Below are 24,807 nucleotides of genomic sequence, written 5' to 3'. Positions count from 1 at the left end.
CGGCGTGAGAAGGACCTTGCCAGACGCCGTATTCGGCTTTGACGAATCTGACCGGCGCGAGCATTGTTGCCAAACGCCCTGTCCCGCGCTACCTGATCGGGGACAAGAACCATCGCGATCGGGCCATATCTGGCCCGGAAGATGCATAAGAGCCTTGCAGAAAAGGACTTGGATCGGGAGTTCACGACACGTGAAAGTCGTAGCGCGGCGAGATGTGACTGGCGAATTGCGAACCTGCAGCAAACAGGAGGGCCCCGCAGCGGCCGCCAACTATGCCGGACAACTTCAGACGATCGCGCGGCCGGTCGCCGCGATGACCGCAACTTATCCGAACGAGAGCACCAGCACGCGGCACGCGCATCGGCGCGACCAGTTCATCCTGCAGATCACCGGCGTCACGGCGATGATGACCGAGCGCGGTCATTTCGTGGTTCCACCCGGGCATGGTTTATGGATTCCGGCCGGCGTTGTACATCAGTCGCGCGCCTGGGGTGAAGTCGAGGCCCAGACGATCTATGTCACGCCTGATCGCCGACGAGGAACGTCGGAGACGTGCCGCCTGATTCGCGCATCCTCGCTCGTCGAAGCCCTGATGGACGAGGCGGTGCGGATGCCGCAGACCTACGACCAGGACGGACGCGACGGCAAGCTTCTCGAACTCCTGCTCGCCGAGATCTCACACATGCCGGAGGTGACGCTTCACGTGCAGGTGCCACCGGACCCCCGCCTTGCGGCGATCTGTAAGGCAGTGCTTGGCGACCCCTCCTCGGACCTCACGCTCGACGACTGGGCAGACAAATGCAGCCTCAGCCGGCGAACGCTGACGAGGCTGTTCCGCCGCGAGACCGGTCAGAGCTTTTCAGTGTGGCGACAACGCGTGCGGCTCCTGGAAGCTTTGGCACGCCTGGGCGCAGGCGAACCCGTCACATGCGTAGCGCTGGACGTGGGCTATGACAGCCCGAGCGCATTCGCCGCCATGTTCAAGCGCGAGCTGGGCGCTGCACCGCGGCATTATCTTCGCTGGACAGATCAAGAAGTCGTGCTGCGCTAGTCGCTAGCGACGACGTCGGTTCGTCAAGATGAAAGCCGCGCTGAGACAGCCATCTTGTAGTAATGGTGGTCGCGCCAGCGTGTGCGTTCGCCGGTAGCGGGGACCATCTTGCAGCAGAACCATGATGTGTCATCGCGTGCTGAAGCGTACAGGCGCCGTGATGGATCGCCTGGCGCCCTGCCGGAGTTGCCGGCGAGGTACGGTGCACCAGCGCGATCACCTCTCGGTCGAGTTCAGCTGAGCCTGCAACGGGCGAGGCTTGCGGAGAGCACATTGCCTCGAGGTCGTGCACTCCGTAGACGATGTCGTCCGATTGATCCATAGTACTGCGAACGACTTGTGTTTCCGCCTTCGCGTGCTTGCCGGGCGCGGCGTCGAACTACTGAAGCAGCGTCCGGTGGTTCGGCGACATCGGGGTCAGAATGATGAGACTTTTCCGGCAAATGCGATGGTGTCGGAGCGGAAGTCGGTCGAGGAGGCAAAGATGTTCGTCGGACTTGAGAAATAGCGGCGCGTGGCGGGCTGGAGGTACAGCAGTGATATGCGCCATGGTCCGACACGCAATTGTGCTGGCGGCGGCTTTTGCCGCTGCCTTAGCACCTGCCACATGCTTCGGCGAAAGCAGCAAGCCGTTGCCCGCCAAGGCGACGCAGGAATTGCCAGCCGAGCTACTCGCGCTGCTCGAACAGAAGAAGATGCCGAAATATTCCCCTATCCTTGTGCGTCTCTTCAAGGACGAGGCAGAGCTCGAAGTCTGGAAGCAGGACAGTGCCGGCCGTTTCCAACTCCTCAAGACCTATCCGATCTGCCGGTGGTCGGGCGATCTCGGGCCGAAATTGTACGAGGGCGACCGACAGGCTCCGGAAGGGTTCTATACAGTTACGCCTGAGTTGATGAATCCCAACTCCAACTTCTATCTCTCGATCAACCTCGGCTACCCCAACAGCTTCGACAGGGCGCACAAGCGCAACGGCAGCTTCCTCATGATCCACGGCGACTGCTGGTCGAGCGGTTGCTATGCCATGACGGACGAACAGATCAGCGAGATCTATTCGCTGGCGCGTGACTCATTCCGCGGCGGCCGGACATCGTTCCAGGTCCAAGCCTATCCGTTCCGCCTGACACCGGTGAATCTGGCGCGCCATCGAAACAATCCCAACCTGCCCTTCTGGGAAATGCTCAAGGTCGGCAACGATCATTTCGAGACGACACAACTCGAACCCAAAGTGGATGTGTGTAACCGCCGCTATGTGTTCGATGCGCAACCTTCCCCGAATTCGCCGCACCCTCTCGTGTTCAATCCGATCGAGAAATGCCCTCCCTTTGTCGTCAATCCGGAAATCGCGCGAAGGGCGCTGGAAAAACGGCGCGCCGACGAGCGCGCGTACGCGCAATTGCTTGAAGACAACGTGCCAGTTGCCCCGATCTACAGCGGATTGGACGGCGGAATGAACAAGGCTTTTCTCGCACGGTATCCGGGCAGGGTGACGCTTGCGAAAGTGATGCCATATGCATCCTACCTGCCGCAATTGCCACCGATCCCCTGGACCGACAATGATGGTTCGTTGACGAGCAAATGGTTTGGTACCTGGTCCTCCAGATCGTCCGTGTGTGATACGGCGGGTGCCGGCTTCCCATCGCGCCAGTGCTGAACACCTGTTGCGACTCAACAGTCCAGAGTGCTGTCGCGCTCCCATTGGGTCAGATGGCGTGCGTAGTCGTTCCACTCCTCATGCTTCAGCTTGAGATAGGCGGGTACGAACTCCCCGAGACGATCCCGCAGCACGCTTGAGTGTTCGAGCGCTCGCAAGGCATCGAGCAGATTCTCGGGAGCCGCTTGGCCGAGGTCACGGTGTGCCCCTCGGTATACATGTTGATGTCGAGCCGCTTTCCGGGATCTCGCTTGTTGCTGAGGCCGTCGAGTCCGGCGGATAGAACCGCGGCCTGCAGCAGGTAGGGATTGGCAGCACCGTCGGCGAGCCGCAGCTCGAAACGGCCGGCCTCGGGAATTTCGGATCAAGTGGGTTCGGTTGTTTCCGGTGTAGATGACCGAGTTCGGCGCCCAGGTCGCGCCCGAGACCGTTCGCGGCGCGTTGATCTTCGCAATCTTGCGCGTCGAGCGACCCCCTGATTAAGAGACAGCGACGGGTAATGAACAATCAATCATTTACTGGTCGCACCACGGGCTTATCCGACCGAACATGGGCATTCGTCGCACCATCATTCTCTTCAAAGTGCCGCCACAGTTGCAAAGCCGTGCTCCGCGGCCTCGAGTGCAACGGCGATGTCGGCCTCGGTATGGGCGGCGCAGAGGAACATGTTGTGCTTGGGATGGAAGTAGACACCTCTTGCAAGCATCGCGCTGCAAAACGCCGAACCTTTCCGATAGTCCGGGTCCCCTTCAAACAAAAGCGTCGGCATTTGCACTGGCCCCGATTGACGGATTGAAAGACCGAACTGATGGGAGCGCGTCTCGAGGCCATCACGCAGCGTTTGTCCGAGCTGCCCGAGGCGGGTCGGAACATCGTCCCTGCGTACTATCTTCAATGTCGCGACGGCAGCAGCCATGGCGACGGCGCCGGCCCAGAATGACCCCGTGACAAAGACCTGGGACGCAGCACGACGCAGCCAATCGGCTCCGGTCACAGCCGCCAGGGCATAACCATTGGCGATCGCCTTGCTCCAGGCGGACAAGTCGGGCCGGACACCAAGGCCTTCCCAGCTACCCGCGGCATTCAGGCGGAAGCCGGCGCGAACTTCGTCGATGAGCAGCGCGGCGCCCTTGCTGTCACAGATGCGACGCGCCGCACGGGCGAACTCTACGGTTGGAAGTTCCTGGTCGATCCCGAGATCGTGGCGAAATGCCGAAATTAGAATCCCGGCAAGATCATCACCCGCCGCCTTGGCCGCCGCGTCGAGGCTCTCGACGTCGTTGAATGTGAAATATGCGAGATGGGCGCGATCCTCCGCGGTCACACCGAGAAGCGACGGTGAGCACCACGGCACGGCACCATGATAAGCGCCCTTGGCGACGAGGATCTTTCGGCGACCCGTTGCAGCCCTTGCGATCGTGACGCACGTCGTCGTCGCATCGGTGCCGTTCTTCTGAAACTGCGTCCAATCGGCATGTCCCACCATATCGACGACAAGCTCGGCCAACTCAACCATGACTTCGCCCGGACCATTGAGGCAGTCGCCGTCACGCCGCTGACGCTCGGCGGCTTCCTCCACCTCGGGATGGTGGTGGCCGAGCAGGTTGGGACCCCAGCTGCACATGAAGTCCACGTAGCGGTGACCATCAACATCCCAGAGCACGCAGCCCTCGCCGCGGCTGAAGAACTGCGGATACGTCTCGGGCAACTTGGCCGCGTGGAGATGTCCCCACATCCCGCCTGGCACGACCTTCTTGGCGCGCGCCCGCAGGGCAGCATCCCTTGTCCTGGTCAATTCCGGCATGCCTTCTTCTCCTCTAGTTTTGATATATCATATATTATGTTCTCGGTTACAAGGGGATTGTTGCTTTGCCTGACCCGGGCCGTCGAACCTCGGCTGGCGGAGCCCGACTCCGAGCTGACGAATTTGGGGTCTCGGGAGGACCTTGAAGTTTCTGTCGTAGAAGAAGCGCAGACGGTCGGCGCGCAAGAACGATCTCCTATATTATATATGAAATGGATTCGAACCCGTGTCGGCGCGGAAAGCCGAAACGGCCCAGACCTTTCGGGGACCGAGAATGGTTGACGTTGAACAGAGACCTGGCGAGGGCGGCGTGGGCCCGGTGGCTCGCGACAGCCTGACAAGCCTGGTTTACAACAATCTGCGCCAGGCGCTGATGGAAGGCCGGTTCTGGCCGGGCCATCGCTTCAAGATCCGTGACCTTGCTGCGACCATGAACGTGTCGGAGACGCCCATTCGCGAAGCCCTGATGCAGCTCGTGCGCGGCCGCGCGCTCGAGATGCAGGCGGGACGCTCGATTATGGTCGCCCACATGACGGCCAAGCAGTATATCGAGCTCAGGACCGTCAGGCTGTTTCTCGAGGGACTTGCCGCCGAGCACGCAACCACGCGCATCTCGGAAGCCGATATCGACAGGATGGAGGCCACTCACCGCGAGCTGATCAGCGCGGAGAAGGAGCATAGATGGTCCGACGCCGTTCGCGCCAACTGGCAATTCCACCGCGGTCTCTATGATGGATCGGGGCTTCCCGAAGTGCTCGCCATCCTCGACGATATCTGGATGCGGAACGGACCCCTGTTGAATTTCCATTACCCGCACGCCCCCCCGACCTATCCCAACGAACACCAACATCTGTCGGTTCTCAAGAATCTGCGGCAGCGCCGGCCGGACAAGGTTCGCGAGTCGATCCAGGCCGACATGATGGAGGGTGGCCAGAATCTCGTCCGGTTACTGGAAAAGCATGGCGGTACGCGCTTCATGACTCCCGAGACGGCCGTCGACGACGACGTCGAGATTGAAGCGACGAAGACGCGCGCCGCGCCAGCTGCCAAGGCAGCAGGCGCGAAATCCAGGCGTCGTTGAAAGCTGCTCACGCGGAACGGGGCGCAGTGAAGCGATCCAGGATGTTGCGGGTGATCCGCTGCGTGAACGGATCGCCGCGCTTCAGCCCCATCACCCATTCGCAGGTCGCGGCTGTCAGCACCTCGCCCTTGCCGCGGGTCATGTGCACCATCATGCCGGAGCCGTATTTGTAGCGGGCCAGACCCTCGGGCGTGACCTCGCCGGTGATGCACTCCACCAGGCCTTCGTGGTCGCTGCTGCGTACGTAGTAGCGGAAGCCCTCACCCTGCGGCTCGTCTTCCGCCAGGACGGCCGGCGCCATCGCCAGGATCTGGATGGTCTCGGGCTGCCCTTCGACCGGAACCGGAAAAGGAAGACCGTTGCGGAACGTGTAGTCCAACCCGTCGACCTCGTAGGCGAAGATGTGCTGCTTGTCGCCGAAGACGTCGGCATAGTGCAGTCCCGTGCCGGCAAACGCCCAATGCTCCGGGCGATAGACCGTAAAGCCTCTTTGGCCGTTCGGGGCAAATCCGCCCCAGGATGCGTAGAGGCCGTGCGCGCCGTTCACGCCGACCGTCGAGGCGCCCGGCCAACGGACGTTGCGATCTTCCCAGGCAGACGTCATCAGGCGCGCGCGGTCCGTACCGACGATCGGATCCTTGTGGATGGCTTTGAACTTGTAGCAAACTTGGCGCTTGCCGTCGTCCTCGAGCCGGATCTGCCACAGGAAATTCGCGCCGAAGCGCGCGAGGCGCCCTCCGCCCTCCACATAGCGCTCGATCGCCTCGCGCATCTCCCATGTCCAGTACTCGTCATGGCCGATGATGGTGACGCAAGGGTAGGCGTCGAGCAACTCGGGCCGGTAGTGAAGATCGGTCTGGGTGATCATGTCGAGCGCGTAGCCTTCCTTCTGCGCCCAGAGCACGAAATGCCGGTCGTACTGGGCCCAGCCCGCCGCCGCGTAATACTGGCCAAAGCCGTTGGAGAAGGCCCACTCCTTCATCGGGTAGCGGGGCGCGTCGCCCATCTCGGGCGCGGGATCAGCGCAGATGCGCGGTGCGCCGGACGGCAGCCAGACCATGCCGCGCGTCCATGGCCGCTGCAGCGACAGCACCGGCGACGGCTCGTCGCTGTCAGGACCTTCGACGCCGAAATAATGATTGGCACCGCCAAAATCATTGTAGGCGGTCCAGGTGCCCGTCGGCAGGATCATCAGTATTTTCGCGCGCCGCGTCTTCTCCGTCGGCCGCACGACGAAGAAATGGTGCTGGATGAAGCGGGCCCCATTCGCTCGCTCGCACGACGAGACCACACGATAAAAGCCCGAGCGCAGATCCGGCGGCAGCGTCCATCGGTGAGCGACCGGCCAGTTGCAGCCATTGCGATAGGCATCGGACGGCGTAGCCGCGAACACGCCGTCAAGCACATCGATCTCATGCACCATCTCGGGCTCGAGACCGTCGCGATAGATCTGCAACCGCCAGACCTTTGCTGTTGCCGAGGAGCGAAAGACAACTTCGTCTCCCGGGTCGTAAGACATCGCATCGGTATAGGTGTAGACTTCCGCAACAGAGGGATCGCCGCGCGGAACCTCATACCAGGGCTGGCTGGCCCAGTGCTCGTCCGCATGCATCGGGCGCGCCTTGCGGGGAGCGACATTGACGGATCCCAATTCAGGCGGATGAAACTCAGGCTTGTCCGACATGACAGCCTCCCTGGTTCGAAAAGCCATCTCTGGCGGCGAGATGGCGGCTTTGCATGTTGGGCCGAAATCGAGGCTGCAGTCTAGGTTTTGGCAGGCATGACGAACGGCCTCGGATCGAGAAACCGATTCACGACGTTCAACGTGATGGTGCTGATGTTGTTGTCATAGTTGTTGTGACCCAACGACATGCCGTAGGTGATCGATCCCGTCGCAAAGACGGCGCCGCCATGGGCGGTCTCGAAGAACACCATGTCGGCGCGCACCAGCGCATTTTGCGTGCCGTCGAGACCGTCGACCACGGTGCGAAACTCCTCCGGTGTGGGCAGCGCGCCCGCGCCCAATCCTTCGGATGTCGCGATCCGCAACGCATGCGGCGGCGTTCCGAGTTCGAGATCGTATCGATCGATCTCGCTGCCGACGGCACCATTGTAGCGAAATCCAAAATCACCGAATTTTTCGTGACGGCCTGTGCCCTCGAAGATGAACGCGACACGCGGATCCTCGCTTTCGGCCGTGCGCAGATAGTAGCCGCAGGTATCGTTGATCATGGCGGAGAACCCGACGCCGACCAGCTTCTGCGGCGCAAAGCCCGAATGCCGCCACAGCGATCCCGGCTCCCCGGTGCCGGCTAGATGCACTTCGCCGGGCTCCGATTCCCAGGTGCGCGTCCCGGCCATGCCGCGGCGAACCTCCAGCGCGGCGGGCGCGGCCGGGTGAAAGCCGCAGCGCCAGTAGAATGCATTGCCTCCCATCGAGATGTGCCGCCCGCCGGCGTTCTGATACGCCATGATCGCGTTCATCATGTTGAAGCTGAAATATTCGGGATGGGTCGGCGTCATCATGACCCGGTAAGGAGCGAGCGCCCGCGCTCCTTCCCGGTCAAGCTCGACATCCGTGATCAGATCGTAGGCGATCCCCTTCTCCTCGAGCCAGTCAAGGATATGGGTGTCGTTGATCAAATTGAACCAATAGCCGCGCGGACGCATGTTGAGGATGGGCCGCAGCCAGGAGCTGTAGGCCCGCCCCGAGCCGTCGACATGGCAATCATAGGTCGACTGGCCGATCTCCGGGTTCTCCTGCATGAAGACGTCATCTTGCGGCAACCACAGAACGTGCTCCATCAAAGTCTCGAAGTGAACCTGATAGAGACGCAACGCGCTGTTGGCATAAGCCAGATATGTCGCGATCGAAGCGACCACGACCAGATCCGCCCGCCGGGACGCCTTGCCGGGCGTCACGAAGAAGGTGACGTAGCTTTCGCAGTCCCGGTCTGGATTGTCACCTCCCGAGGTCAGCCGGAGCGCGTAGACGCCTGATCGCCAGTGGGCTGGCACATCGAGCGTGCAGGTTGTCTGCCATTCGCAATCGTAGATATCGTCGCTGTGGAAATGAATCGCCGCATACTCCTGCGGCGACAGCCGCCAGTCGTGAACGGATCCAGACCATTGAAAGCCGGTCACGCCCCTGCGGGGCAGTTGGTGGAGGCTGCCGTGCAGGCCGTTCGGTGAAATATCCTTGATCGACAGTGACGAGATGCCGTTTGCGAAATCCCAGAAGGCGACAAGCCCTGCATCGCTTGCTCCCGTCCGCAACCGGCCGTCGAATACCCGCAGCGCCTCTGCGCTCAATGGATACGAAAAGACCCGCGGAGCTTCAATCTTGCCATCGAAGTGCGAGGTATATTGGCGATCGCCATTCGCATGATGGGCCGCAATCAGGAACGGCAGGCCGGAATCGAGCGCGGGCGCTTGCGGCAGGGCAAACGATTTCGAATAGGCAGCGACTGGCCGAACGCCATCTGCCGGAACGATCAGCGATAAGGAGACCGATCCCCCCGCAAGGTCAAGCGCGCACGATACGAATGCCCAGACGCGCGGGCGCAGCTTGACGTCGAGGGCAAAACGCGCCGGCGTACCGCTCACCTGGCCCAGCACCAGCACCAGATGCCCCTCCTCGTCGAGTTCGAGCGCGTAGCCGCACGCCGAGCGCTCGCACCAATTTCCCATCACGGCCTTGGCATTGTCCGCGATCCGCGTCGGATACACGTAGGCCCCGAAACACCAGTGCCCGCCGGTCGGGACCAGTGCACCGTCGTGGTCAATGACGACGTTGGATCCCGGCCGGATCGGCTGGTCGAGGCAGGCATGCTCACCGTCAATGGGGCTCGTTATCACTTCATATTTGAAGCCAGGGCCGTTGCTGTCGACATCGCCGCAGCGCAGCCTGAGCACCTCGACCTTCACGCTCGGCCGCTTGCTGCTGAGCTGGAATCTGACGGGCTCGCCTGCCGGGACGCTGATGCGATCCGGATAGCCGAGATATTCGTTGGTCCTATAGATCACCGGAAATCTCCGCAGGCAGCGTCGTTCCCGTCATTTCCTGCCAACGCAGCTTGAAGACATGCCACTCCGCTTCAACAAGAGAGGTGAAGACGCGATCATCGACGAAAGGCATGGGATCGCCGCGACGCTTGGGGATGCGCGACAGCCGCCAGGCCTTGCCAGGTTCGAGCACGATCAGAACAAGCCGTCCTTCCGGCTTGCCCCAGCGCATCCGGGCCAACAGCTTGCGGAGTTCCGGGCTATGCGCTCCGAGCGGACTTGCGCGGAACTCCTTGACGAGATCGAGCCTTCCGGGATCGATCACGTAGCGCAGCGCGCCGGGGTCACTGGTGTGATCCATGCTCGGTCCTCACTTAGAAGCGCAAATGGCGGGAGAAGCTAATGCGGCCTAGCGAGTCAGCCAGGCCATCCACCGCTCGCGCAGTTCGTTACGGTGCTCGCCGATCCAGGCGAAATCGGGCTTGACCAGCTTTTCGTAGTTCTCCGGCGAAGTCGCGTAGAGATTGCGCTCCTCCGGCTTCAACAACTCGATGGCCGACTTGCTGGCCGTCGCATAGTTGACAGCGCGCATGAACGGCACATGCGCATCGGAGCTCGCATAGAAGAAGTCGAGATAGGCCATGGCGGCTTTGAGGTCGGGCGCACCCTTGAGAACAGCCATGTAACCGGTGTCGCGAATGGCTTGGTCCCAGGACATGGCAACCGGTACGCCCTCCTTCACCACGGCGAGCGCGCGGCCCGAATAGCTCATGGCCATGACGACCTCGCGGCTGCGCATGATCTGCTGCACCTGGTCGCCGGTCTTCCACCACACCGCGACATTGGGACGGATCTCGTCCAGCTTCTTGTAGGCGCGATTGATGTCCAGCGGGAAAAGCTGCTCCGGCTTGACGCCGTCGGCGAGCAGCGCGGCTACCGGCACCCACCAATCGCTGTCGCCGGTGTCGGGGAGCCCTCGCGGCCCGGGAAACTGCTTGACGTCCCAGAAGTCCGCCCAGGTCTTGGGCGCTTTGTTCTTGAACGTTTCGGTATTGTAGGTGATCAGCATGCCGCCGGTCGTGCGGGCGACGCCGTAGGGCTGACAGGCGTCGGAGACGCCGAACTTCTGAACGTTGGGCAGTTTCGCACAATCGATCTTCTCGAGCATATCGGTGCGTCCGACCAGGTCGGGACCTGTTGCCGTGACGATGTCGAACTCCACCTTGCCGGTTCGCTGCATCGCCTTGGCGCGCGCCCACTGATCGGGCACCTCGATTGCGACCGGGACGATTTCGACATTCTTGGCCTTTTGGAAGGGATCGTAGAAATATTTTGCGAGGGTGTTGCCCATCAGGCCACCGGTCGTTGCAATCACCAACTGGTCTTCCAGTTTTTCAGCGGCAGCCGGCAACGCTCCGGAAAGAACCGAGGCAAGCACGACAGCTGCCGAGTTCCACATCCAACCTGTTTTCAGCATCGACGATCTCCTCTCTGGCTTCTCACTGGCTCGCTATCCGGGTAACGCTGCGGGATCGGAGGACCTGGGCCCCCAGCAGAATCAAAATGGACAAGACGATCAGCAGCGTCGCGATCGCGGGAATCACCGGCGTCAGGTTCTGCTCGATATCCTCGAACATTCGACGCGGCAGCGTCTTCTGTCGCACACCGGACAGAAAGAACGATACCACCGGCTCGTCGAAGGAGATGATGAAGGCGAACAGCGCACTGCTGACGAGATTCGGCAGGACGAGCGGCAGCGTGACCAGGCGGAAGGCTTGAAAGCGTGTCGCGCCGCAGCTCATGGCGGCCGCCTCCAGATTAGCATCGACCTTTCCCAAGGCGGCGGCCATCGTGAAAACGACGAAGGGCAAGGTGAGCACCGTATGCGCGAGCACGAAGCCCGGAATCGTGCCGGAGAGTCCGATCGTCTGAAAAAACAGATAAAGGCCGACGGCGAGTGCGATATGCGGCACAATGATCGGCCCGATCAGCAGGATCTGGAAAGCGGTGACCAACCGGCTGCGGCCGCGGATCATTGCATAGGTCGCGGCTGTGCCGATGACCGACGCGAAAAGAGCGGTCAGCAAGGCCACCTGCACGCTGAGCCAGGTGGCGGCACGCCATTGCCTGCTGTCAAAATATTCCGAGTACCATTTCAGCGTGAAGCCGGACGGCGGAAATGCCAGATAGTCGTTCTGGCTGAACGACATTGGGATGACGATGACCAACGGCACGATGATGAAGGCCAGCACGGCATAGACATAGGCCGCCAGCGCGAGCGATCCGCGGTCGGTCGGCGGCTTCATGAGGCATTCCCCATCAGCCGGTCGAAGCGAAGCGTCTTGCTGAAGATGACCGCAAGCAACGTCACGAATACGGTCAGTACCCCGACCAACGCTGCAGCGAAGGGCCAATCGAGGACCTCACGGATCTGCTTTGAGACGAGCGTCGAGATCATCATCTCCTGCGGCGAACCGAGCAGGGCGGGCGTGATGAAGAAGCCGATCGCCGTGAGGAACACGAGCAGCGAACCGGAAACGACGCCCGGCAGGCTCAAGGGAAGGATGACCTCCAGAAAGGTCCGCAGGCGCGTTGCGCCGAGCACGGCGGCCGCACGCGCATAGTCGCTCGGAATGCTGCGTAGTGCGCCGTAGATCGGCAGGATCATGAACGGCAGAAGCACGTGGGTCATGGCGATGACCACGGCGCTCTGGGTATAAAGCAGCTTGAACGGCTGTGACGTCAGACCGAGAGACATCAACGCCGAATTGATCAGCCCGTTGCGCTGGAACAGGAATGACCAGGCGGCGGTGCGTACCAGGACGCTCGACCAGAGCGGCAGGATGACACAGACCGCGACAAGGGCGGCGACCGTTCCCTTTGCCCGGCTCATGTAGTAGGCCACCGGGAAGCCGAGGACCACGGACAAGGCGGTCACCAGCGTTGCGGTCCAGAGCGTGCGCAGCAGGACGCGCATGTGAACCGGGTTTTCGACGACGCGCGCGTAATTCTCCAAGGTCGGATGCGGCTCGAGAATGCTGATCACCAGGAGCTGCAGGATCGGATAGACAAAGACGAAGGCGACGAGGGCGAAAAATGGCAGCAGCAGCAGCAACGTCGACAGGCCACTCAGCCGACGGCCATCGGAACGCCAGAAATGCGATCGCCGCGCCTCCATCATTGCCGCTCTCCCCGGTAGAGCAGCATCGCCTCCGGAGGGATCGCGAAGGACGCAACGTCGCCTGGGGTCAAAGAGCTGAGCTGCGAGGCGCCGGGGATTCGCGCCCGCATCTCGGTGCCGTCAGGCAGACGTCCGATCAGCAGCAGCGCCGCCCCGGCATAGACGATGTCGCTCAACGTCACAGCGATGACTTGCCCGCTGGAGCCGGCGCCGAACTGCAGCCGCTCAGGCCTCACGGCCAGCACCGCGGCCTCGCCGGCTGCAACCGGCTCAACGGCCGCCGTGGCCGGCAGACGCCATGTTTCACCCCATGGAAGAGCCACGGAGATGTCGTCGCCGACGCTTTGGACGGCGACGTCGACGAAATTCATCTCGCCGATGAAGCCGGCAGTAAAGAGATTCGCGGGCCTTTCGTAGAGCTGGCGCGCCGGCCCGATCTGCTGGATCTTGCCGTCCCTCAGGACGGCGATCCGGTCGGCCATGGTTAGCGCCTCGCTTTGGTCGTGGGTGACGAAGATGACGGTGATGCCGAGCTCGGCGTGCAATCGCTTGATCTCGAGCTGCATGTCTTCGCGCAGATTCTTGTCGAGCGCACTGAGCGGCTCATCCATCAGCAGGACGCGCGGCTGATAGACGATGGCACGCGCGAGCGCCACGCGTTGCTGCTGGCCGCCTGAAAGCTCATTCGGGCGACGGTAGCCATAGCCTGCCAGCCGCACGGTCGCGAGCGCGGCTTCGGCGCGCGCGTGACGTTCAGCCGTCCGGAGACCGCGCATCTTCAGGGGAAAGGCAACATTGTCGAGAACCGACATGTGCGGGAACAGCGTGTAATTCTGGAACACCATTCCCAGATTGCGTCTGTTCGAAGGAACATAGGTCAGGTCTTCGGAATCGACGTGAATGGTGCCGCTGGTCGGGAATTCAAATCCTGCGACGCTCATCAGGATCGTGGTCTTTCCGGAGCCGCTTGGTCCGAGCAGGGCGACAAACTCACCGGCAGCAATATCGATATCGACGCCATCGACGGCGGATACGGCACCGAAGCGCTTCTCCAAGCCACTGATGCGGATCGATGCGCCCGATGCCGATTGTCTGGCCGATGCAATATCCACGGAGCCTCGCTTCCTTCTGTCTGCCTCGATGCGGGCGACCCTTGCACCCAATCCAAAGCCGCCGGCACGGCTCCGCTTCGATATAATATTTGATATATCAGGCTATCGCGCGATGAACCCGGCGACAAGGGCCATCTGCGCATCGAGCATCGGCTTTCCGCCGATGACCTTTGCGCCCTGCGCAGCCGCCCTTGCGAGAAGCCGCGTGACGGCAGGATTGACGATGATGTCGCTGACGGTGGCGTCGGGACCGACGCCTTCGATATCCAGCGGAAGCGGGTCGTCCGGTTTCATGCCGAGCGACGTCGTATTGACGATGAGATCGAATGCGCGTGCCTCCGCACGACCGGCGCTGACCTTCGTCGCGGGATAATGCGCAGCGACGGCGGCCGCAAGCGCGCGAGCTTTCTCCTCATCCCGGTTCATGATCATGAGTTCGCGGGCGCCGGCCTCCGCCAAGCCGAATGCAGTTGCACGTCCCGCGCCACCAGCACCGACCTGGAGCACCTTCCGATCCCGAACCGCGATGTCATGCTGAGCGAGGCTGACGATGAATCCCCTCGCATCCAGATTGTCGCCAACGAGACTTCCTTCGGCCGTTCGCTTGACGAAGTTGACCGCGCCGATGCGCCGTGCCGCCTCCGTCATGTCATCCAGATGCTCGGTCACGCAGGTCTTGTGCGGGATCGTGACGCCGAAGCCGAAGACGTTGCGCATCAGCCTGATGCTTGCAACGACGTGGCCGAGATCGCCCGGCAGGACGTGGATCGGCGACACCGCCAAGTCGTCGCCGATCGATCCGAAATAGGCATTCATCACCGCACTCGCCCGCACATGATCGATCGGGTCGGCGAGCACGAACATGATCTTGGTCCTGCCGGTGATCTCCATGAAGCTGTCCTTCTCAGGCCGGCAAATCGGCGCGGCCGTAACTGCCGTAGCGCTCGACCACCCGCGCCATTTCGTCATCGGCAAGGATCGCGGGTTCGCCGGCCTGACAGGCGAGCAGATACTGGCGGGCAAGGGTTTCGAGCTTCACGGTAAGGTCGAACGCCGCCTGCAGCCCTTTGCCCACGGCAATCATCCCGTGGTTCGCGAGCAGACAGGCCTTGCGCTGTTTCAGCGCGGCGACGGAGCCCTCGGCGAGAGCCCTGGTGCCGAATGTGGCGTAGGGTGCACAAGGCACATCATTTCCACCAAAACTGGCGACCATGTAGTGGAATGCTGGAATCGGCCTTGCGAGGCAGGACAGCGCGACGCAGCAGTCGGCATGGCTGTGCACGACCGCGTTGACATGCGGATAGGCGTTGAGGATCGCCAGATGCATGTGCCATTCACTCGAGGGCAAGCCGTCTCCAACCACCGTTCCATCGCGCTTCAAACGGACGAGACCGTCGATCGTCGTATTGCCGCTATTGCCGCCCGTCGGTGTAATGAGAATGTCTTCTCCGATGCGAGCGCTGACATTTCCGCTGCTGCCGTGATTGAAGCCCTTGGCTTCCAGGCGCGCTACAGTCTCCAGCACGGATTGCCTAAGTTCGCGTTCGTTCAATTCACCGCCTCCGGATTCAACATCGCTTCGAGCGTCGTCGCGAACAGGTCGACAGGGCCCAGCTTGCCGGACTTCAGGCAGAGGGCCACCGGATCCTCGTCTTCGGTCACCGCAGTGCCGATGCCGGGCCCGCCATAGGGACCGACCCGCAAACGCCGAATGCCGAGCTGTTCGACGATCGAACCAGACGTTTCGCCACCGGCCACGACGAAGCGCCGCACGCCGACACCGCGAAGAGAGACAGCAAGCCGACCAAGAATGGTTTCGGCGAGTTCCGCCGCGCCTTCTCGGCCGTACCGCTGCTGAGCCATTTTAACGGCCTCCGGAGCGCCCGAGGTGGCGAAGCCAACGGGACCGCGGCCCAGCCGCGGCCGCGCCCAGTCGAGCGCATCGCCAACCGTCGCCGCCACATCTTCAGCGTTCAGAAGATTGATGCGAAGCAAGGGATGGCTCTTCTCGAATTCAGCAAGTTGCTCCAACGTCCGCTCAGCGCAACTCCCGGCGAGGACCACGCCGCCGCCGCCAACCGCGCGCAGACTGGGCGGCCTCCTGTCGGCGGCGACGAGCCCGCGCGCCTTCCAGATGTCCGGGTAGTGCTGCACGATCGTCGCGTTGCCCGTCATCAGCTTCCAATCGCAAGTCAGCGTGGCAAGCGTATTGAGATCCCGATCGTAGATCGCATCTGCAATGAAGTAGCGGATACCCCGAGCCGCCGCTTCCGCGATCACGCGTCCGGCCGAGTCCGCGCCGGCGTCGACCTGCGAATGCGCCAGAAGGCCAACCTTGGCCCGCGTCTGGCGCTGCAGAACCCGCACGAGATCGGGATCGGTCATGGGTGTCAGCGGGTCATTGCGTTTCGGCGAGTCCGAGATCAGCTCGATCCCGAGAAACAGATGACCGTTATAGACGGTCCTTCGAAGGGCGGGAGAAGCCGGGCAAAAGGCGGTGTATTCGGCGCTGGTCAGCTGCATCAGCAGGTCGGAGACCGGCCCGATATTTCCCTGGTCGGTGGAATCGAACGTCGCACAATATTTGAAGAAGATTTGCCTGACGTCCCGCGCGAGCAGCGCCCGTGCCGCCTTCGCGGTCATACCGACGGCTTTGTTCGCGGGGATCACCCGCGTCTTCTGCGCGACCACGATAGCCGGCACATCGCCGCAGCTGCCGACGAGATCGGGGTCGGTGACAAATCCGCATTCGATTCCGGCAGCGACCAGCATGGCGGCCGTTTCCATGCCGCCCGTCAGATCGTCCGCCACCACCCCGAAGATGAGCTTCGTCATGCGTCTCGCAGATCTCAAGCAGATACCTGCGAACTCTGATACATGATATATCAAATATGTGCAATACCGCCCGCCGCTGGAGACATATCCGACATTGACGATGCGGTACTGTACCTCGACGGCGTGTTCGGGTGTTCGGACTAGTTCCGGTCAGACGAGTCGTTTTGATAGCCGTGGCGCGATCATCTCCCTACGTCGCATTCAGTACGGTGGCGCCTTGCGCTGCCGCTGTGCCTTGCCGGCCTCCACCCACCACATCAGATCGTCTGCAAAGCGGGGAAAGGACTGTTCGAGCGCGTTGCCGCCCTCACCGGTCGGCTGGCCGTCGGCCGAGAGGGTCTGACCGATCGGCCCGACGGCGACCGTGCTCGAGATCACCACCATGCCCATTTCGGACAATGTGCCGTGCCAGGCGGTGGCGGCGCGCGCTCCAGCCAGACGCCCGGCCGAATAGCTGACGATCGCAGCAGGCCGCCAGAACCACTCCTCCAGGAAGTGGTCGGTGAGGTTCTTCAATCCGGGTTGAACGCCCCAGTTGTATTCGCCGGTGACGAAGATGAACCCGTCCGCCGCCTTGATCTTCCGTGCGAGTTGCTCGAGCGCCGCGGGCGCCTCGTCCTTCGGGTATTCCTTGTACATGCGGTCGAGAATCGGGAGGTTGATCGCCTTGGCGTCGATTAGCTCGGCCTCGTCACCTCGGCGGCGCAGCTGGTCGACAACGTACTCTGCAAGCCGGATACCCATCCGGTCGGAACGATAGGAGCCGTAGAAGACGAGGATTCGATTGCTCATGGGCATTACTCCGCAGCTGGCTTCTGAAGCTGCGGTCCGCCGGCGAGCGGCGGGCCGCAGCTGATGATGGTTACTCCGGCAGCGGCTTGCCCGCCTGCTCGTTGACGATGTATTCCGCGTACCAATCCGGCCAATTCACGTCGTGCTCGCCGGTGAGCTTCTCATGCTCGCCGTGAGCGGTCGCCGCGCGGCGAAGCGTCGCTGCGAGGTCAGATACCGACGCGAAGGTCGTATCACCTTCGACCCGGCCCGGCAGACGGCTGGTGACTTCCTGCAGCACCCAGCCATTGCCGTCTGGATCGCTGAATGACGCGAACGATTGATAGGTGCGGCGCTGCGGATCCGGGCCACTGATCCGGACGCTCCCGAACAGATAAGGCTCATCGGTGCCGGTGTGGACGCCATCGCCGCCGTGAAAGACCTCGCTGACCTTGACACCGCGCGCAAGCAGCTCCTTCCGGGCAGCCTCGATGTCGGACACGATCAGGTACAGGCCCTGGGCAGAGCCCGGCGTGGCCGGCGTGACATTCTTGCCGAAGATCACCGAGGCGCCGGAGCCCGGGGGCGTGAACTGGACAATGTGGAAGTCGCTACCGTTGGTGAACTCGGCGTCAAAACGCCAGCCAAGGTTCGCGTAGAATTCCTTGGCGCGCGCTATGTCCGAGACCGGGATAACGGCTAGCTCGAACTTCATGTCCGTCGAACGGACCTTGGCGGGACTAACTGCTAGTGTCATGGTTCTCTCCTGGTGTGCGTGGTGAATACGGACGCCGCGATCACACCTGCGCGGCGACGTCGAGAATGGCCTGTGCGAAAGCGTTCGGCGCTTCCTGGGGAAGATTGTGTCCGATGCCGCCGGTGATGTGCCTGTGCTCGTACATGCCGGTGAACTTCTTGGCGTAGACGGCGGGTTGGGGATGCGGCGCGCCGTTGGCGTCGCCTTCCATGGTGATGGTCGGCACACCTATGGTCGGCGCCAGCGCGAGCTGCGCCTCGAGTTCGTCATAGGCCTCTTCGCCGTCGACCAATCCAAGCCGCCAGCGATAATTGTGGATCACGATCGCGACGTGATCGGCATTGTCGAAGGCCTTCGCGCTGCGCTCGAAGGTCGCATCGTCGAACTCCCATTTCGGCGATGCAAGCTTCCAGATCAGCTTCGCGAACTCGCGGCGGTGCTTGTCGTAGCCGATGCGGCCGCGCTCCGTGGCGAAATAGAATTGGTACCACCACTCAAGCTCGGCCTTCGGCGGCAGCGGCACTTTGCCGGCCTGCTGGTTGCCGATCAGGTAGCCGCTGACGGAGACCATTGCGCTGACGCGCTCTGGCCAGAGCGCTGCCATGATGTTGGCGGTGCGCGCGCCCCAGTCGAAGCCGGCCACGACTGCCTTCTCGATCTTCAGCGCATCCATCAGCGCGATCATGTCCGCTGCAAGCGCCGAAGGCTGGGCGTTGCGGGCGCTTGCAGCGGAAAGAAAGCGGGTCGTCCCGTAGCCGCGCAGATACGGCACGATTACGCGATAGCCCTGGGCGGTCAGGAGCGGCACGACCTCGGCAAAGCTGTCGATGTCGTAGGGCCATCCGTGCAGCAGCAGGACCGCTGGCCCGCCTTCTGGGCCGTTGTCGGTATATCCTACGTTCAGAATGCCGGCGTTGATCTGCTTCAGATGCCCAAGGGACGCACTCGTTGCATCTGCAGCTTCGGCGACTTGGCTCAGGTGCGCGGCTGCGGGGCCGGTTAAGCCAATGCCGGTTGCGAGCGCAGCAGCGGCACCGATGAACGCGCGGCGAGTCTGGTTGACGTCCTTGTGCATGGTCTTTGCTCCCGTTGAGGCGTCGTCTTTCGAAAGACATCGGCCTCGTGTGAAAGCGGTATGCACCGGGTCCGGCACGTTGGCTCGTTAAGCGTTGTTAGACGTTGTCAGCGCGATTCGGCCGGTCAGAGCCGGGAGGAATTGATTGCCCCGGGGATCGGTATCGCGGTCCGTGCGGGTTCTAAAGCCAGGGCCCAGCCTAAGCGCATGAATGGACGAAGGTTTTGTCGTCTACCGCAACGTCCAACACCGTTTAACAACGCCTAACGAGCGTTCTGAGAGTTCATGGGGGAAGGTCGGTGAGCAACCAAGGAGTGCATTATGACCCACCTAGAGAAGACATCTGCCGCGCCACGTGTCCGGCTCGAGCAACGCCTGCCCTCTTATTGGCGAGTCACGTTCAACCATCCGCCGCTGAATATTTTCGGTCCGGAAAGCATCCCACAGCTTGATGAAATCATTGCGGCCTTAGAAACCGATGAGAAGGTGAAGGTCGTTGTATTCGACAGCGCTGTCGAAGGCTTCCTCCTGACGCACTACGACTTCCTCGCGCCCCTTGAGGACTCGACGAGTATCCCGCCCGGACCGACCGGGCTGCAAGCTCTTCCCGATATGCTGGTACGGCTCAGTCGCGCGCCGGTCGTCTCGATCGCCTCGATCCGCGGGCGGGCGACGGGCGTCGGCAGCGAACTCGCGTTAGCGAGCGACATGCGCTTCGCGAGCCGCGAAAGGGCCATTCTTTCGCAATGGGAAGTTGGTGCCGGCCTCGTACCCGGTGGTGGGCCGATGGCGCGGTTGCCTCGCCTGGTCGGGCGCGGACGCGCGCTGGAGATTCTTCTCAGCGCCGACGATATTTGCGGCGAGCTCGCCGAGCGGTATGGATACGTCAATCGATCGCTTGCGGATGCGGAGCTCGACACCTTCGTCGATGCGCTAGCCATGCGGATCGCGTCTTTTGACAAGCAGGCCATCGTTGACACCAAACGCTTGGTCGATGCGGCAAGCTTGCCCGCGGATTCGGACATTGCGCCGGAGTGGGACGCTTTTGTTGCCTCGCTCGGACGTCCTGCCGCTCAGGCCAGGATCAAAACGCTGATGGCACGCGGCTTTCATCGGCCGGGCGATGTCGAGAATCGCCTAGGACACTACGTCGGTCAGCTCGGCAGCTAAAGCCTACGCCACAGTCGAAGATGCAAGCGCGCGATGTGCGCTTCATCTGGCAATTCTCAGGAGATCGCCTCATGACCTTCACCATCCAAGTTGGCGAAACTGCACGCAGCGCCGATGCCGATGGCGGCACGCCGTTACTCGGGGTGCTGCGAGATGTTCTCGGCAAGGCCAGCTCCAATTCGGATACGGTGCGGCGCTGTTCGCCGCCCGCATGGTTCAAATTGACGGGCCGCCACGCGGTCATGCGTCAAGCCGTTCGACAGCAGCGGCAACACAGGTCACGACGATCGAAGCTGATCGGCAATGCTGATGCTGGCGCAGAAGCAAATATTTGAGCTGGGAGACGAAGAATGCTTCCGTTATTGAAAGACGCGATCGAGGCCCATGGAGGCCTGAACCGCTGGAAATCTCACTACACGCTCACCGCGACCATCGTCAGCGGCGGCGACCTTTGGGCCCTCAAGGGCGTCCCGCAGGATCCGGTCGCGCGGACCATGCAGGTCGAGCTGCATCGACAATGGGCATCGGTCGCGCCGTTTGGAAAAGGCAGGCATACCGCCTTCACATCCGACCGCATCGCCATTCTTGCCGAAGATGGCAGCATCGTCGCCGAACGATCCGATCCCCGCGCTTCGTTTGCGCGGCACGATCTGCGAACGAGTTGGGACCCGCTGCATCGCGCCTACTTCAACGGATACGCGCTCTGGACTTACCTCACCACACCGTTCCTGCTCGCCATGGACGATTTCAAGGTCGAGGAAATCGAGCCCTGGCGCGAGGGAGCGGAAACTTGGCGCGGCTTGAGGGCCACCTTTCCCGCGGAGATCGCGAGCCATAGCTCCGAGCAGGACTTCTATTTCGGCGAGGACATGCTCATCCGCCGGCACGACTACCGCGTCGATATCGCCGGCAGCTTCCCGGCGGCGCAGTACGTATCCGACCACGTGAACGTGGACGGCATCTGGATTCCGACCCGACGCCGGGCTTATCTGCGCGCGGATGACCTGAAGCCGATGCTCGATACGCTGATGGTGTCGATCGACCTCTCCGACTTCCGCTTCGGCTGACGCAGCGACTACTTTGAAGCCTCGTCCAGCAGTTCGCGTGCAGCCTTCAGGTCGGCCGTTTCGAAGCCTTCCGTGAAGCGGGCATAGGTCTCGGCCAGTCCGTGCAGCGGCTTCGCCCTGCGTTGCTTGCGTCGAAGGCGGGCCAGCGATGTTTCCGTTCGCAGCCGCCACGACAGCGCGCCCTGCTTCTCTGCCAGTGCGATCGAGGCCACAAAGCTTGCCTCTGCCGCGTTCGTGTCACCGCCGCGCGCCTCGAGTTCACCGCGCAGGCGCAGAAGCTCCGGCGCGTCGAAAGCCGCTCCGGCCGGCTCGATGCGGGCGATTGCCTCATGCAGGATGCGCAGCCCCTCCGCCAATTGACCCAACTCTGCCAATCCCTGTGAAAGCTCGGAGATGAAGGCAGATGCATACAGTTCGTAACGATCCGCATGCAAACGTGCCAGCACGTTTTGCAGCAATTCGATTCCTGCTTTGCGCTCACCGCGCGCGATCATTGTCTGCGCTCGAAAACCGGTGGCTACGGCCTGATATGGCGCCAGTGCGTGGCTCGCGGCATGAGTCGAAATACGTCCGGCCATCTGCTCAACTGAAGACCAATCCCCGATCCAACCATAGAGTGATGCAGACCAGCACAAAGCGATGCAATGCATCACCGCGTCCTGTGGCGCCGCCCTAATGATAGAGTGAACGCATTCGACCGCCCGATCGGGGAACCCAAGCAGCCATAGCACGCGCGCGAGCGGCACCTGTGGCATTCTCGCGTAAGCGAAATGACCGGGTTGAGCCCCGCGGAGCGCACCGGCATCCGAAAGGCCCTCGTCGAGATGCAGTTGCGCAGTTCTCTGATCGCCTATCAGGTGATAGGAAACGCCGACTAGTGCTTTGGCTCCGACAAGACCGGCCTTGTCGCCGATCTCACGCGCAACACGTTCCGCCTCAAAAGCAGTGGGAAGCAGTTCGCGGAAATCACCAGTGCGCCGATAGAACATATTCAAACGCGCCAGCAGACGAAACTTGTTGGGGCGGTCACCCAGCGCCTCGGCAATTTCGAGGCCGCGGCGCAGCGCCAGTTCAGCCTGATCGCTATTGCGCTCGGTAAACATGAAAGCGTGTCCGAGCGTTGCCTGAAGCTCCAGTTCCCACGCACTGCCGCGGGTCGAATCATCAAGCATCGAGAGCGCGCGGCTCGACCATAGGCGCCCTTCGTCCAGCAGATTGAGCTCGACGAACAGCCTGGCGCAAGCGCCGGCGAGCGGAACGCGCAGTCCAGCGCCATCATCATTGGCGAAAGCCCATTGCAGCGCGGCACGCGCATCGGAAAACAGCAGCGTCCGAGCTCGCGAACTCGAGGCTTGGTTGCCAGCGCCTGAATCCGTCGCCGTCGTTTCGAGCGCGTGCTGGATATAGCGGGCATGCCGGCGCGCGATGCTCGTCGCTTCACCGCTGTCAGCGAGCTTTTGCGTGGCATAGGCCCTGGTGGTGTCAAGCAGCCGATAGCGCGTGACGGGGGCGTCAGGCCGCACCGAAATCAGCGACTTGGCAACGAGTTGCTCCAGCGACTCCACTATATGCTCGACCGGCTCGCCCTCCTCGCCTGCGACCATAGTCGCTCCCTGCAAAGTGAAAGGAGCGGCGAAGATGGCAAGGCGACGCAGAACGATGCGCTCGCTCTCGCTGATCAAGCCATAGCTCCAGTCCAGCGTTGCACCGAGGGTTTGATGGCGCGGAGGCGCCGTCCGCCGGCCGCGCCACTCCAGCTTTAGCCGGCCGTCGAGCAGCGTCACTATCTCGCGCAATCCATGCGTGCCGACCCGCACGGCGGCGAGTTCGATCGCCAGCGCAATGCCATCGAGCTTGCTGCAGATTTCGGCGACAATCTCGGCGTCTTCGTCGGCGATTTCCTCGCGATGGCCGGCCGCAGCCGCCCGCTCCGTGAACAGGCGCGCAGCCGGATAGGCCAGCATCTCGCGTGCGCTCAGCCTCGCCCCCTGCGGCGGCCCCTCGAGCGGGGCGAGCTCGAAGATCTGCTCGCCTTCTACAAGCAGCGACTCGCGGCTGGTGACGAGAATGCTGACACCAGGCGCCTGCTGGTGGATGCGCTCCGCCAGCGCCGCAATCGCCTCGACGACATGCTCGCAACTGTCGAGTACCAGCAGCAGGCGCCGGTTGCGCAGGTGACCGACTATGTTGTCCGTTGGATCAGAATGGTGCACCACGAGTCCAAGGGCCCAGGCCACCGTGCCGGCGGCAAGCGCCGCATCCTTCACCATGCTGAAATCGAGAAAGCGAACCTGACCTTCGAATCGGGCCGAGAGTTCGTGGGCCAGCGCGATCGCAACGGTGGTCTTGCCGATGCCCCCAGGGCCCCTGAGCGTGATGAAGCGTTCGGCCAGCAAACGCTGCGCCACTTCCCGCACAACGTCATCCCTCCCAATCATCCGCTCCAGGCGGGGAGGCAGGACTGGCACAGACGCCTCAGCGGCGCTCGGCGCCTGCTCAGGAGGCGAAACCACCGGAATTGCGTCTGCGATGCGCTGCACCGGTGCGACGAAGCAATAGCCGCGGCTCGGTACATTGGTGATGTAGCGCGCCCCCTCCTTGCCGTCACCGAGCGCCTTGCGAAGCTCGGCGATATGCACTCGCAAACTAATCTCTTCGACGGCAAGGCCCGGCCACGCGTGGGCCAGCAGCTCATTCTTCGACACGATATCGCCAGCCCGGCTGACCAACAGCAGCAGGATATCCAGCGCGCGGCTGCCCAGCTTGACGGGCACCCCGTCCTTCTCAAGCAGCCGCGTCTTGTCGTGAAGGGAGAACGGTCCGAAGGAGGCGATGCCTGCGTCGTGCGGAGCCCTCACGAGATTGGCGCGAGAACCGCTCGTTGTGTCAAGCCCGGTCACTTGCGCTCACCCTTGTCGATTGCTGGTTTGCGGAATTCACTGTACCGCGCCTGCCCCCATCAAGCTTCCCTTTTCTTTCGGGGAAAACCACCGAAAGCCCGGCGATCTGTGTGCGGACAACATCGTTATCGGAGGTTTTGCAGCTCAAGAAGAAGCTGCACGTTGTGAGGTGCAAGTGAGTGCAACGGAGGGAGCGGCACTTCCAGTACCGCTGATCCGGCCAAATTGTCACACTCACCACCACCAATCGCTGCAGGACCTCAGTCATGGATCTTGACGTCGGCAGGCATGTGGTTGCCGCGTAGCGAATTTCTTCAACGTAAACAATTGGTAACAGCGTCTAACA

Annotated in this window: 20 protein-coding genes and 2 pseudogenes; 6 read left to right on the top strand and 16 right to left on the bottom strand. The window is 62.2% G+C overall.

Annotation, left to right across the window (positions count from 1 at the left end):
* Nucleotides 1-190: 190 nt before the first annotated feature.
* Both ACM43_RS26360 and ACM43_RS26355 read left to right on the top strand, forming a co-directional pair.
* Nucleotides 191-1,051 (top strand): AraC family transcriptional regulator, encoded by an 861-nt coding sequence (locus ACM43_RS26360; protein ID WP_057026658.1) that lies wholly within the window; start codon nucleotides 191-193, stop codon nucleotides 1,049-1,051.
* A 548-nt stretch (nucleotides 1,052-1,599) separates the two neighbouring features.
* Nucleotides 1,600-2,703 carry a murein L,D-transpeptidase family protein gene (locus ACM43_RS26355; RefSeq protein WP_333919945.1) on the top strand — a complete coding sequence of 368 codons (1,104 nt, stop codon included), beginning with the start codon at nucleotides 1,600-1,602 and terminating at the stop codon, nucleotides 2,701-2,703.
* A 14-nt stretch (nucleotides 2,704-2,717) separates the two neighbouring features.
* Here ACM43_RS26355 and ACM43_RS26350 read toward each other — a convergent pair.
* Nucleotides 2,718-3,152, bottom strand: a pseudogene (locus ACM43_RS26350) (type III glutamate--ammonia ligase); the annotation flags it as partial.
* 128 nt (nucleotides 3,153-3,280) lie between these two features.
* Nucleotides 3,281-4,507 (bottom strand): aminotransferase class III-fold pyridoxal phosphate-dependent enzyme, encoded by a 1,227-nt coding sequence (locus tag ACM43_RS26345; RefSeq protein ID WP_271544025.1) that lies wholly within the window; start codon nucleotides 4,505-4,507, stop codon nucleotides 3,281-3,283.
* Between the two features lie 274 nt (nucleotides 4,508-4,781).
* Here ACM43_RS26345 and ACM43_RS26340 point away from each other — a divergent pair.
* Nucleotides 4,782-5,486: pseudogene (locus tag ACM43_RS26340) on the top strand (GntR family transcriptional regulator); the annotation flags it as partial.
* 109 nt (nucleotides 5,487-5,595) lie between these two features.
* Here the strand turns inward: ACM43_RS26340 and ACM43_RS26335 are convergent.
* The 13 genes from ACM43_RS26335 to ACM43_RS26275 form a co-directional block, all read right to left on the bottom strand.
* Nucleotides 5,596-7,272 carry a N,N-dimethylformamidase beta subunit family domain-containing protein gene (locus ACM43_RS26335; protein ID WP_271544021.1) on the bottom strand — a complete coding sequence of 559 codons (1,677 nt, stop codon included), beginning with the start codon at nucleotides 7,270-7,272 and terminating at the stop codon, nucleotides 5,596-5,598.
* 80 nt (nucleotides 7,273-7,352) lie between these two features.
* Entirely contained in the window at nucleotides 7,353-9,614 is a 2,262-nt protein-coding gene (locus tag ACM43_RS26330) for a N,N-dimethylformamidase beta subunit family domain-containing protein (RefSeq protein WP_271544020.1), read from the bottom strand.
* On the bottom strand, nucleotides 9,604-9,954 hold the full coding sequence (locus ACM43_RS26325; RefSeq protein ID WP_128263209.1) for a hypothetical protein: 351 nt from the start codon (nucleotides 9,952-9,954) through the stop codon (nucleotides 9,604-9,606). Before ACM43_RS26325 ends, ACM43_RS26330 begins: the two co-directional genes overlap by 11 nt.
* A gap of 48 nt (nucleotides 9,955-10,002) precedes the next feature.
* A complete protein-coding gene (locus ACM43_RS26320) occupies nucleotides 10,003-11,070 on the bottom strand; it encodes an ABC transporter substrate-binding protein (RefSeq protein WP_271544018.1) in 1,068 nt (355 codons plus the stop codon).
* 22 nt (nucleotides 11,071-11,092) lie between these two features.
* The gene (locus ACM43_RS26315) at nucleotides 11,093-11,899 is read right to left on the bottom strand and encodes an ABC transporter permease (protein ID WP_128263207.1); all 807 of its coding nucleotides are present in this window, start codon (nucleotides 11,897-11,899) and stop codon (nucleotides 11,093-11,095) included.
* Nucleotides 11,896-12,774, bottom strand: a complete 879-nt coding sequence (locus ACM43_RS26310) for an ABC transporter permease (RefSeq protein WP_128263206.1) — start codon at nucleotides 12,772-12,774, stop codon at nucleotides 11,896-11,898. Before ACM43_RS26310 ends, ACM43_RS26315 begins: the two co-directional genes overlap by 4 nt.
* A complete protein-coding gene (locus ACM43_RS26305; RefSeq protein WP_271544298.1) occupies nucleotides 12,771-13,880 on the bottom strand; it encodes an ABC transporter ATP-binding protein in 1,110 nt (369 codons plus the stop codon). The genes ACM43_RS26310 and ACM43_RS26305 overlap by 4 nt, the downstream gene beginning before the upstream one ends.
* A 108-nt stretch (nucleotides 13,881-13,988) precedes the next feature.
* Nucleotides 13,989-14,777 carry a shikimate dehydrogenase family protein gene (locus tag ACM43_RS26300; RefSeq protein WP_128263205.1) on the bottom strand — a complete coding sequence of 263 codons (789 nt, stop codon included), beginning with the start codon at nucleotides 14,775-14,777 and terminating at the stop codon, nucleotides 13,989-13,991.
* Between the two features lie 13 nt (nucleotides 14,778-14,790).
* Nucleotides 14,791-15,438, bottom strand: a complete 648-nt coding sequence (locus ACM43_RS26295) for a class II aldolase/adducin family protein (protein WP_271544013.1) — start codon at nucleotides 15,436-15,438, stop codon at nucleotides 14,791-14,793.
* Complete coding sequence (gene otnK, locus ACM43_RS26290; protein WP_271544011.1) at nucleotides 15,435-16,721, bottom strand: 3-oxo-tetronate kinase; 1,287 nt, start codon at nucleotides 16,719-16,721, stop codon at nucleotides 15,435-15,437. The genes ACM43_RS26295 and otnK overlap by 4 nt, the downstream gene beginning before the upstream one ends.
* A gap of 201 nt (nucleotides 16,722-16,922) precedes the next feature.
* A complete protein-coding gene (locus ACM43_RS26285) occupies nucleotides 16,923-17,513 on the bottom strand; it encodes an NADPH-dependent FMN reductase (RefSeq protein WP_271544009.1) in 591 nt (196 codons plus the stop codon).
* A gap of 70 nt (nucleotides 17,514-17,583) precedes the next feature.
* Nucleotides 17,584-18,249 carry a VOC family protein gene (locus tag ACM43_RS26280; RefSeq protein ID WP_271544007.1) on the bottom strand — a complete coding sequence of 222 codons (666 nt, stop codon included), beginning with the start codon at nucleotides 18,247-18,249 and terminating at the stop codon, nucleotides 17,584-17,586.
* A 40-nt stretch (nucleotides 18,250-18,289) separates the two neighbouring features.
* A complete protein-coding gene (locus ACM43_RS26275; protein ID WP_271544004.1) occupies nucleotides 18,290-19,324 on the bottom strand; it encodes an alpha/beta hydrolase in 1,035 nt (344 codons plus the stop codon).
* A gap of 321 nt (nucleotides 19,325-19,645) precedes the next feature.
* On the opposite strand from ACM43_RS26275, the gene ACM43_RS26270 reads away from it, so the two are divergent.
* From ACM43_RS26270 to ACM43_RS26260, 3 genes are all read left to right on the top strand, one after another.
* Nucleotides 19,646-20,494: an enoyl-CoA hydratase/isomerase family protein gene (locus ACM43_RS26270; protein ID WP_271544002.1), complete on the top strand. Its 849-nt coding sequence runs from the start codon at nucleotides 19,646-19,648 to the stop codon at nucleotides 20,492-20,494.
* A 71-nt stretch (nucleotides 20,495-20,565) separates the two neighbouring features.
* Nucleotides 20,566-20,829: a hypothetical protein gene (locus tag ACM43_RS26265; RefSeq protein ID WP_271544000.1), complete on the top strand. Its 264-nt coding sequence runs from the start codon at nucleotides 20,566-20,568 to the stop codon at nucleotides 20,827-20,829.
* A 15-nt stretch (nucleotides 20,830-20,844) separates the two neighbouring features.
* Entirely contained in the window at nucleotides 20,845-21,561 is a 717-nt protein-coding gene (locus tag ACM43_RS26260; protein WP_271543998.1) for a hypothetical protein, read from the top strand.
* 8 nt (nucleotides 21,562-21,569) lie between these two features.
* On the opposite strand, the gene ACM43_RS26255 is transcribed toward ACM43_RS26260, so the two are convergent.
* On the bottom strand, nucleotides 21,570-24,461 hold the full coding sequence (locus ACM43_RS26255; protein ID WP_333919944.1) for an ATP-binding protein: 2,892 nt from the start codon (nucleotides 24,459-24,461) through the stop codon (nucleotides 21,570-21,572).
* Between the last annotated feature and the right edge of the window lie 346 nt (nucleotides 24,462-24,807).

Source organism: Bradyrhizobium sp. CCBAU 45321 (assembly GCF_028128975.1).
Taxonomy (GTDB): domain Bacteria; phylum Pseudomonadota; class Alphaproteobacteria; order Rhizobiales; family Xanthobacteraceae; genus Bradyrhizobium; species Bradyrhizobium yuanmingense.
The sequence above is the reverse complement of the archived record's forward strand: the minus strand, read 5'-3'. Positions and strand labels throughout refer to the sequence as shown.